Source organism: Moraxella equi, assembly GCF_002027555.1.
In the GTDB taxonomy this organism is placed as follows: domain Bacteria; phylum Pseudomonadota; class Gammaproteobacteria; order Pseudomonadales; family Moraxellaceae; genus Moraxella; species Moraxella equi.
The window spans coordinates 1-9,877 of record NZ_MXAP01000060.1; the positions used below are offsets into that span (position 1 = coordinate 1).

9 protein-coding genes and 1 pseudogene are annotated in these 9,877 nt (G+C 46.9%); 5 read left to right on the plus strand and 5 right to left on the minus strand.

The genetic code is table 11. The annotated features are described in order from the left end of the window. The 4 genes and pseudogenes from B5J93_RS06245 to B5J93_RS06260 form a co-directional block, all read right to left on the minus strand. Nucleotides 1-220 (minus strand): annotated as a pseudogene (locus B5J93_RS06245) (hypothetical protein); the annotation flags it as partial. A gap of 3 nt (nt 221-223) precedes the next feature. Continuing rightward, complete coding sequence (locus B5J93_RS06250) at nt 224-2,161, minus strand: MacB family efflux pump subunit (RefSeq protein WP_079325581.1); 1,938 nt, start codon at nt 2,159-2,161, stop codon at nt 224-226. A gap of 1 nt (nt 2,162) precedes the next feature. Next, nucleotides 2,163-3,320, minus strand: coding sequence for an efflux RND transporter periplasmic adaptor subunit (locus tag B5J93_RS06255; protein ID WP_228144886.1), 1,158 nt, complete (start codon nt 3,318-3,320; stop codon nt 2,163-2,165). Between the two features lie 279 nt (nt 3,321-3,599). Beyond that, nucleotides 3,600-4,679, minus strand: a complete 1,080-nt coding sequence (locus tag B5J93_RS06260) for a 3-deoxy-7-phosphoheptulonate synthase (protein ID WP_079325583.1) — start codon at nt 4,677-4,679, stop codon at nt 3,600-3,602. 206 nt (nt 4,680-4,885) lie between these two features. On the opposite strand from B5J93_RS06260, the gene B5J93_RS06265 reads away from it, so the two are divergent. The 5 genes from B5J93_RS06265 to B5J93_RS14395 all read left to right on the plus strand — a co-directional run bounded on the left by B5J93_RS06265 (nt 4,886) and on the right by B5J93_RS14395 (nt 7,406). Further along, nucleotides 4,886-5,128, plus strand: coding sequence for a type II toxin-antitoxin system RelB/DinJ family antitoxin (locus B5J93_RS06265; protein ID WP_079325585.1), 243 nt, complete (start codon nt 4,886-4,888; stop codon nt 5,126-5,128). Further along, nucleotides 5,128-5,295 (plus strand): type II toxin-antitoxin system RelE family toxin, encoded by a 168-nt coding sequence (locus B5J93_RS13695; protein WP_167432587.1) that lies wholly within the window; start codon nt 5,128-5,130, stop codon nt 5,293-5,295. Before B5J93_RS06265 ends, B5J93_RS13695 begins: the two co-directional genes overlap by 1 nt. A gap of 22 nt (nt 5,296-5,317) precedes the next feature. Continuing rightward, nucleotides 5,318-5,611: a type II toxin-antitoxin system RelE family toxin gene (locus tag B5J93_RS06270; RefSeq protein WP_079325587.1), complete on the plus strand. Its 294-nt coding sequence runs from the start codon at nt 5,318-5,320 to the stop codon at nt 5,609-5,611. Between the two features lie 61 nt (nt 5,612-5,672). Then, on the plus strand, nt 5,673-6,668 hold the full coding sequence (locus tag B5J93_RS06275) for a polyprenyl synthetase family protein (RefSeq protein WP_211278856.1): 996 nt from the start codon (nt 5,673-5,675) through the stop codon (nt 6,666-6,668). 627 nt (nt 6,669-7,295) lie between these two features. Beyond that, nucleotides 7,296-7,406 (plus strand): IS3 family transposase, encoded by a 111-nt coding sequence (locus B5J93_RS14395; protein WP_079325591.1) that lies wholly within the window; start codon nt 7,296-7,298, stop codon nt 7,404-7,406. Between the two features lie 253 nt (nt 7,407-7,659). Here the strand turns inward: B5J93_RS14395 and B5J93_RS06285 are convergent, their stop codons facing one another. After that, nucleotides 7,660-9,804 (minus strand): heavy metal translocating P-type ATPase, encoded by a 2,145-nt coding sequence (locus tag B5J93_RS06285; RefSeq protein WP_115236859.1) that lies wholly within the window; start codon nt 9,802-9,804, stop codon nt 7,660-7,662. Nucleotides 9,805-9,877: the final 73 nt, after the last annotated feature.

Here is a 9,877-nt window from a genome sequence, read left to right on the forward strand (position 1 = left end):
TTAAGTTGAGAGTGGGGTTTTTTATATAATCATTTAACACCTCATCGCCAAACACCGTCCACCAATCGTGATGACAAATGGGGTCATCAATCGTCAAACAATGGGCGGTATTGTCCACCATGATGGGCGTGGGGGCGGTGGGTTTGGGTGGTGGGGTACTTTGACAAGCGGTTAGGGTAATGATGCTTGTGATGATGATTAACTGTTTGATATTATTCATTATTTATCCTTTGTTTAATGCTTCGATGGGATTTAGTTTTGCCCCTTTATGAGCAGGCATTAGCCCAAAAACAAGCCCAATCAGGCTAGCACAACCCACCGCAAGGGCGATGGAAGTTGCTGAGAAAATGACTTTGATTTCAAAGAGTTGTAACAGTCCGCCAAGCCCAAACGCCAAAAGCACCCCAAGCACACCGCCCAACGCACACACCACCATCGCCTCGATGAGAAATTGCCAAACGATGTCGCCATAAGTTGCCCCCACCGCCATACGCACGCCAATCTCGCCTGTGCGTTCGGTAACGGAGACGAGCATGATGTTCATCACGCCAATCCCACCAACCAGTAGCGAGATGACCGCAATCGCCCCGATGAGCAGGGTTAAGGATTGGGCGGTTTTTTCGACCGTTTTGGCAAGGCTGTCGCTGTTAAATAGGGTAAAGTCTTTTTTGCCGTGCCGTTGGGTCAAAAGCTGGCTGATGCTTTCGCTGGCAAGGGCGGACGACTCGTTTGGTTTTAGTAGTACCGTAATGCTGTTTAGGCGTGGCGACTCGCCTGCAAAGCGGGCTTGGTAGGTACGATAGGGAAGCCATACTTTGAGATTGCGGTCAAAATTGCCCTCAATGCCATTGTATTTAAATACGCCCACCACTTTGGTCGGCACACCATTTAAGATGAGAATTTGCCCCAAAGCGTTGTTTTGTTTGAAAAAAGCTTGTTTGGTTTTTTCGCTGATGATGACGTTTTGGCTAAAATTATCCAAATCGCTTTGGCGAAACATGCCCCCTGCGACAAACTGCACATTTTGCAAACGATGATGGTTGAGACCCACGCCGTCCACCTGCACGCCTTTGCTGTGATTGCCAACTTGAGCCTGCATGCTCATGCTCAAGTCGGGCGAGGTACTGGCAACAAAGGGCAATGTTTCGAGTGCATACATGTCATCAAAGGTCAAATCATTGGGCGGTGTGGTGTCGTCCTCGTCATCACTGCCCATAAAAACACTGATGGTGGATGAGCCGATGCTGTTGATTTGGCTTAGGATTTGCTGTTTTGAGCCGTTGCCAAGTGCTACGATAAGTACCACAGAGGCGATGCCGATGATGATGCCAAGCATGGTCAAAAGCGTTCTCATTTTGCTGGCAAGCATGGTCAAAATCGCCATGTGAAAAGCCTCTTTGATGCGACCGATGGCTTGAAAATTTAGCGTACGATGGGTGTTTTGTTGAAAATCTTGGGCGGTATTTGGGGCATTATCGCTGTTGTTATCGCTTAGGATTTGACCGTCAAAAATTTCAATCACACGTTTGGCACTTTGGGCGATTTTGGGGTCGTGGGTTACTAGGATAATCGTGTGTCCCTCACGGTTTAGCTCAGTCAAAATTGCCATGACATCACGGCTACTTTGGCTGTCCAACGCCCCTGTGGGTTCGTCCGCAAAGATGATTTGTCCGCCATTCATCAAGGCACGAGCGATAGATACTCGCTGTTGTTGCCCGCCTGAGAGCTGGTTGGGATAATGGTCGAGGCGTTGTTCTAACCCCAGTTTGGCAAGTAGGGCTTGGGCTTTTTGCTCACGAGTTTTTTGACCCACCCCTGCATAGATGGCAGGCATGGCGACATTGGCGGTGGCATTGAGACTGCTAAGTAATTGATAACGCTGGAAAATAAAGCCAAACTTATCTCGTCTTAGGCTTGCCAACTGCTCACTGTCCATCTCTTTGGTACAAAGACCGTCAATCCGATACTCGCCTGATGTTGGCGTGTCCAGACACGCCATGATGTTCATGAGCGTGGATTTGCCAGAGCCTGATTGCCCCACGATGGCGACCATTTCCCCTCTATAAATATCAAGGTTAATGCCTTTTAACACTTCTAGGGAGTCATCACCAAAAGCAAAGCTTTTTTTGATGTTTTTTAGCGATAAAATGGGTGTTGCCATGTCATAACCCCATGCTGACACTTTCGACCGTGCCGTCTGAGGTGGCGACCACCACTTTTTCGCCTTGTTTCAATCCAGACAGCACTTCGGTAGAGAGCTTGTCGTTGATGCCTGTTTTGATGGTGCGAGTCTCGATGGTGGGGGTGGAGCTGTGTTCATCATCAATGACTTGTACCTCAAAGGTATCATCAGAGAGCTGTTTGCCAAGTGCGGTCATGGGAATGGTGAGTGCTTGCTCTTTTTTGTCAATGATGACAGTAACGTTTGCGGTCATGCCGATAAAGAGTTCATGGTCGGGGTTTGGGACACTGAGCAGTCCATAATAATACACCGCCCCTGATTGAGCAGTGGTATCAATGGGGAATAATTCTAAATCTTGGAGCGTTGCCTCAAACTGTCGATTTGGCAAGCCCAAAATAGTAAAGTGGGCAGTCATGCCTGTTTTTAGCTTGGGAATGTCCGCTTCGGAGAATTTGGCTTTGATTTGCACCGTATCAATCTGAGCCAGCCTGATGATGGTTGGTGATGACTGCATGGCGTTGATGTTTTGACCCTCTTTGGTAACGACCGCCACCACCACACCATCCATGGGGGCGGTAATGCGAGTGTAGGCAAGGTTAGTTTTGGCGGTGGCGATTTTGAGTTTGGCTTGTTCGAGTTGGGCGAGACTGGCGGTCAGCTCTTTTTGGGCGGTGGATAGGGCAGTTTTTGCTTTGGTGTAGTCTATTTTTGCCACCACGCCTGCTTGATAGCCTTGCTTTTGTTGGTTAAATTCATGCTCGATTTGAGCGAGCTGAATTTTTTTGATGTCGTGCTGAGCAAGCAAGGATTTGTAGCTTGCCTCATCATCTTTTAGGGCATTTTTTTGCTGAGTGGCATCGATATCGGCGATGGGTTCGCCTTTTTTGACCCGTTGTCCTAGCTTGACGTGCAGTCTGTCCACACGCCCAGTCGCCTGAGCTCCCACGTCAATGAGTTCCTCGGCATAGACTTGACCGCCTGCGATGACAGTACTCTCGATGTTGGCAAGCCCAGCGGTGTGCGTGAGGTATTGCTGTTTTGGTGGTTGTTTTTGATAAAAAAAGAAAGTAGCACATGCCACACCAATCATCAAAATGATGATAAAAATCAAGGGTTTTTTGAATTTTTTGCTTGTCATAATGTATGATGTTGAATGAATATCATTGCTATTATACAAAAAAATTCACCACAATAAAAGTATGGGATTGTTATGTTTTGACTGTGAGTAATGGCTTAAAGATGGGTTGAGCTGGGTTTGATTTTTCAAGCAAAACAGGTGGTGTATTTTACAACGTTTCTACAGGTTAGATGGTTGTAAAAGGTCGGGTATTTCTTAATGTATTTAATTTGGTTTACCTATAAATAAAGGCGAATCGCTCCGCCTTTATTTGTGGATTTAAGGTTTTTACCGCCAGTTTTAACGATTTGGCAAATGCTCTTTGACGTCTTTGGCAAACTGACGTAACACGTCCACTGTGCTGTCCCAATCTAAGCAACCGTCCGTTACCGATTTGCCGTATTCTAATTGGCTTAGGTCGGCAGGGATATTTTGGCGACCGCCTTTTAGGTGGCTTTCAATCATGAGACCCATGATAGATTTGTTGCCTTTTTGGATTTGCCCTGCGATGTTTTGGATAACCATGGGCTGTAAGTAGGGGTCTTTGCCAGAGTTGGCATGGCTTGCGTCTACCATGATTTTGCCGTTGGTTTTGCCACGGGCAAGCTCGTTTTCGGCGGCTGCGATGGCGGTTTCGTCATAGTTGGGCTGGTCGTTACCGCCACGCAAGACAACATGGGCGTATTTGTTGCCTTTGGATTTGATGATAGACACTTGTCCGTCTGATGATAGACCCAAAAAGCTATGCCCTGAGCTGACCGCTTGCATGGCGTTTACTGCCACAGTCATGGAGCCGTCCGTACCGTTTTTAAAACCGACAGGGCAAGACAAACCGCTTGACATCTCACGGTGGGTTTGTGATTCGGTGGTTCTGGCTCCGATTGCCGACCAGCTAATCAAATCTTGCATGTATTGGGGGGTGTTGGGGTCAAGGGCTTCGGTGGCACAGGGTAAGCCTTTTTCATTAAGCTCCAAAAGTAGCTTACGAGCCATGCCAAGCCCTTTTTCAATGTCAAAACTGTCGTCCATGTCGGGGTCATTGATAAGCCCCTTCCAGCCTGTGGTGGTGCGTGGCTTTTCAAAGTATACACGCATGACGATAAACAGCTCGTCTTTTAGCTCGTCCGCCAACACTTTTAATTTGTCCGCATACTCATGGGCGGCATTGACATCATGGATAGAGCAAGGGCCAACGACAACCAAGATACGCTTGTCCACGCCATCCAAAATGTCTTCGATGACCTTACGACCGTGTAGCACTGTGCTAAATGCTTGGCTAGATAGGGGGTAGGTGCGTTTTAGTTCGGCGGGGGTGGTTAGGGGTGTGATTTTTTCAATATTCACATCATCAATTTCTGTATGGTGGGTTAAAAAAGACATAATACCTGCCTGTATTTATTGGGTTTGGTCAAAGGGGTATTATGCACAGTTTTACACCGTTTGACAAGATGAAAAGTGAGAAAAAGGGCAAAAATTTTAAAAATAGTTTATGGATTTTTATAAATTGATAATTTATGGTTATTCTTGAACGATAAAAAAGTTGTGTTATAATTGTATTGACAAATTTATAGACAAATAGGTATATTATGGCAACTATCGTGGCTCGTGTGGACGATGACCTAAAAACCCAATCATTTTTGGCATTGCAAGAACTTGGCGTGACACCGTCCGAGCTTATCCGCCAAACCTTGCAATATGTGGCTTATCACAAAAAATTACCCTTTAAGACGGTGGTTTTGACCGATGAAGACAGTGAGCTTTTAGCCCTTGCCAAAGAACGCCTTGATAATCCTGCCCCACGCATCAAAGTCAGTTTGGACGAGTTTTAATGTGCGAATTAATGTATGGATTAGAATTTGACGAGCGAGTCTTAAAAGAATGGCAAAAACTGGGCGACACCATAAAAACGCAGTTTAAAAAGAGGCTGGCTAAGGTATTATATACTCGTTTAACTTCAAAATACACCAGTGTAGGGGCGTGTTGCACACGCCCTTGATGATATATTATGTTTATAGGGCGTGCTCAGCACGACTCTACAAAACATTTTTCAAAATGTAGAATTGGTGCGAATTGGGATTAATTTACTACAAAATCCGCACATCATCGCCAATCGCCTAAGCGGTGGACAAAATTTATACAAAATCAAATTACGCTCAGCAGGTTATCGCCTTGTGTATCAGGTTGAAGATGATAAAGTGATGGTGTTTGTCATCGCGGTGGGTAAGCGTGAGAAAAATGCCGTCTATGACACCGCCGAAGAACGGCTTGCCGAACGTCAATCGGACAATCAAGACACGCAATCTGCCAAATAACCCTTTTGCCCAATGCCCTCAAATGTGCTATCATAGCCCCATTTTAGTTTTGAGAATGACAATGACCACGCCCACGTATTCTGAGATTTTATCCGTTGTTGCCGATGATTTTGCCGTCATGGACAAGCAGGTTTTTGGCTCGCTAAATTCCAAGGTTCAGCTCATCATGAAAGTGTCCGACCACGTCATCAACGCAGGCGGTAAGCGTATGCGACCTTTGATGACCTTGCTTATCTCACGCATGATAAAGGATGAGCAGTATCAACCAAGCCTAGAACTTGGAGCGATTACCGAGATGCTCCATACCGCCACGCTCGTGCATGATGACGTGATTGATGAGTCTGGCATGAGACGGGGGCGACCGACCGCCAACGCCACTTGGAACAATGCCACGGCTGTGCTGGTGGGCGACTATCTCATCGCTCGCTCGTTCAACCTTTTGACGGGGTTTGGCGATATGACATTATTAAAGCTGTTCTCGGACGGGACGTGCGACATTGCCGAAGGCGAAGTGCTACAACTGCAACACCAACACAACATTGAGACGACCGAAAGTGACTACCTACAAATCATTGACGGCAAGACTTCACGCCTGTTCATGATGGCGTGTGTGGGTTCGGCTCTACTTCATGGCAAGCATGATGACAAGGAGTTACTTGCTAATTTGTCTGATTTTGGGCAACATTTTGGCAATGCCTTTCAGATGATTGATGACGTGCTGGACTTTATGGGTGACAGCCAAACGATGGGCAAAAATCTGGGCGATGACCTAGCCGAAGGTAAGCCGACCTTGCCGATTATCAAAACCTTAGAAATCCTAAAACAAGCCAATAGCGATGACTATGACAAACTAAGAATCGCTGTACAAACAGGCAAAACGGACAATGCCGAGACGCTCATCGGCTTGGTGAAATCATCAGGGGCGTTGGAATACTGTAAAAATCGAGCGTTGGACGAAACCCGCCTTGCTCAAACGGCTCTCATGAAACTGCCTGATAACAAATACCGCCATGCGTTGTATCAATTGACCCAATTGGCGAGTGCTAGGCTTGTGTGATTTTTAAAAACTACCGTTATCTAATGAACCACCCCTAAAGCTTGCCACTCTAACCTTTGGGATGCTTTCTATGGCAAAATACACAACCGACTTCAAACTGTCTGTGATTGAGTATTATCTTAATCACCACATTTATCACCAAACCGTCAAACACTTTAATCTAAACCACAAGACTGTAGAGCCATGAGTTAAAATCCATCAAGCACATGGCATTGATGGCATCAAAAGACGACATGCAAAGGCTGTTTATGACACAGACTTTAAGCTTAATGCCGTTCAAATCATTCAACAAAGCCCAACTCATCAAAGCAGACAAAGACAAAAGCCGTGATGAGCTGCTTGATAAACTCTTATAGCTTAAAGTAGGGCGAGATGTTTTAAAAAAAGCTCATCGCCTTAACACAGCACAAAGCACAACAGCCAACAATCAAGAAAAAACCTTGATTGTTCATGAGTTAAGGCAACAACATGGCTATCCATTAGATACACCCAAGAAAATTTAAAATTACCACAAGTACAATAATGTTTGGATGTAGGGGCGTGCTGTGCACGCCTTGTGCAGTAATGCCATCAAAAGGTGTGCTCAGCACACCCTTACAAACCCGTGGTAAATATTAAGTTGGTTGGGTGTATCATACACACAAAGGCAGGTATGGTTATCTTAGAATTACCCTAGAGCTTAACAATCAGCTTGCCCCAAAAGGCATGGTTATTAATCATAAAAAGTACAAAGATTAATGAGTAAGCTTTGTTTAAAGGCAAGCGTTCGACAAGTAAGGCGTAACAGATACTCATCTTATGAAGGCACAATGAGTAAAGGGGTGAATTGTAATTTGCGCAATTTTCAATTTTTCAAAATATTTTAAGTGCGATAATTTTTTAATCAATTTATTTTAAAAATAAATTTAATCACAATTTGGTGCGTGGTACGCACCTTACCAACATCGTGTATTTTTTGCCATAATTTTAATTAAAATTACACCCTATTTATTTATCCTTTACATTTTTTCAAATCCACCCCTTTTAACCTAAGTGCATTGGCAAGCACCGACAGCGAACTTAATGCCATGGCGATACTGGCTATCATCGGATTTAAGACGCCAATCATCGCAAGCGGTATGCCGATGACGTTATAAATAAAGGCAAAAAATAGGTTTTGTTTAATGTTCGTCAAGGTCAATTTGGCGATTTTGTGGGCGTGATAAACACTCATCGCCCCGCCCGTCTCCGACTGTATGAGCCGAACGCTTGCTGAGCCTGTCGCCACGTCTGTGGCACCTCCCACCGCCATGCCGATGTCGGCTGTGGTCATCGCTAGGGCGTCATTGATGCCGTCCCCTATCATGGCGGTTTTGTGAGTTTTTTGTAATTCTTTGATTTTTAAAGATTTATCTTGTGGCGATAGCTCCCCATGGCCGTCTATGCCAAGCTCACCTGCTACGCTGCCCACCACGCTTTGACGGTCGCCACTTAGGATAATGGGCGTGATGCCGTCCGCTTTTAGCTTGTCTATGAGCGTGCGGGCGTCCGCTTTTAGGGTGTCGGCTAGGGCAAAAATCCCTGCCAGTTTGTCATCGATTGCCACAAACACAAGGCTGGCTGTGGGATTGTCTTGGATAAAGGCGTGTTCTTTCTCGCCCAAATCAGCATGAACAAAACCGCTCGTCCCCACCTTTACCACGCCCACGCCAGCGATGTCGCCTTGCATGCCTTGCCCTGCTTGGCTTAGGATATTTTGGGCGGTAAATGTCGGGGCGTGATTGTCATGAGCATAAGCAGTTATCGCACGGGCTAGGGGGTGCGTGCTGTGGCTCTCAATGCTTGCACTCACGCCAAGCAATGTGGGCGTATCGGTCAGGCTCAGGCTATCCACCACCACAAGATGACCGTTTGTCAGCGTACCTGTCTTATCAAAGGCTATCGCCCCAATCTGCCCTGCCGTCTCCAATGCCACCGCGTCCAAAAACTGCACCCCATGCCGACTTGCCACCTCCATGCCTGCCATAATCGCTGTGGGCGTGGCAAGCCCCAACGCACACGGGCAAGCGATGACCAGCACGGCAACCGCTCGCATGAGTGCGGTGTCAAACTGCCCAAGTATATACCAATTCGCCAAAAACGTCAGCACCGAAAGCCCCACCACCACAGGCACAAACACACCCGCCACACGGTCGGCAAGCCGTGCAATCGGGGCTTTTGTCCCCTGTGCGTGCGACAGTGCGTCCGTCATCTGCCCAAGGGCGGTCTGTGAGCCTGTCGCGTGGGCTTGATAAGCAAAACTGCCGTCCACCACCACACTTCCTGCCAGTACGTCATCGCCATAAGTTTTTGATAAATAGGCACTTTCGCCTGTCAGATGAGCCTGGGTAATATCCCCTTGACCGTCCGTGATGACCCCGTCCACAGCGATTTTGTCGCCATGATTGGCTTGCAAAATATCGCCCACCTTGACGTCTGCCAACGCAACGTCCGCCAACGCATTATCACGCTTGACCTTGACCGTCTGCGGTAGTAGCTCCATGAGTTTGGATAAGGCATTAAGACTGCCTGTTTTGGTGCGGTGTTCCAGGTATTTGCCAAGGCTCACAAAAGTCAAAATCATCACGCTCGCCTCAAAGTACACATGACCGCCCACAAGATAAGCATGAGTAGAATACGCCCAAATCATGCTCGTCCCCAATGCCACCAGCACGTCCATGCCAAGAAGTCCGCCCCTTATCCCTGCCCATGCTCCTTTATAAAAAGGTGTGGCAAGGGCAAACTGGGCAATGCTCGCTAGCACAAACTGCACCCAATTTGGGGGCATGAGTGCGTGCGAGCCTGTCATCATGCCTGCCATACCCACCCAAAACGGCAAGGATAACACGCCAAGGGCAATCAAGCGATAAGGCGGTGCGTCACTATGGGGCGGGGTTTGGGATTGGTCTTGGACAAATTCCCCTGTAAAGCCTGTCTTTTTTATCCATGTCAAAATCTCATCACAAGATACGCTCTCTGTTGTGCTAAGGGTCAGCGTTTCTGTGGCAAAGTTCACATCAGCACGCTCTACGCACTCTTTTTTATTTAAGACTTTTTCTAGGCGAGTGGCACAGGCTTGGCAGGTCATGCCGTGTATTTTGAAGGTGTGGGTGGACATGGTTTGACTCTTTTGATAGATGACAGGGCTTGCCTAATCCCTACTATCTATGGGCAAAGGATTGTTTGTCAAT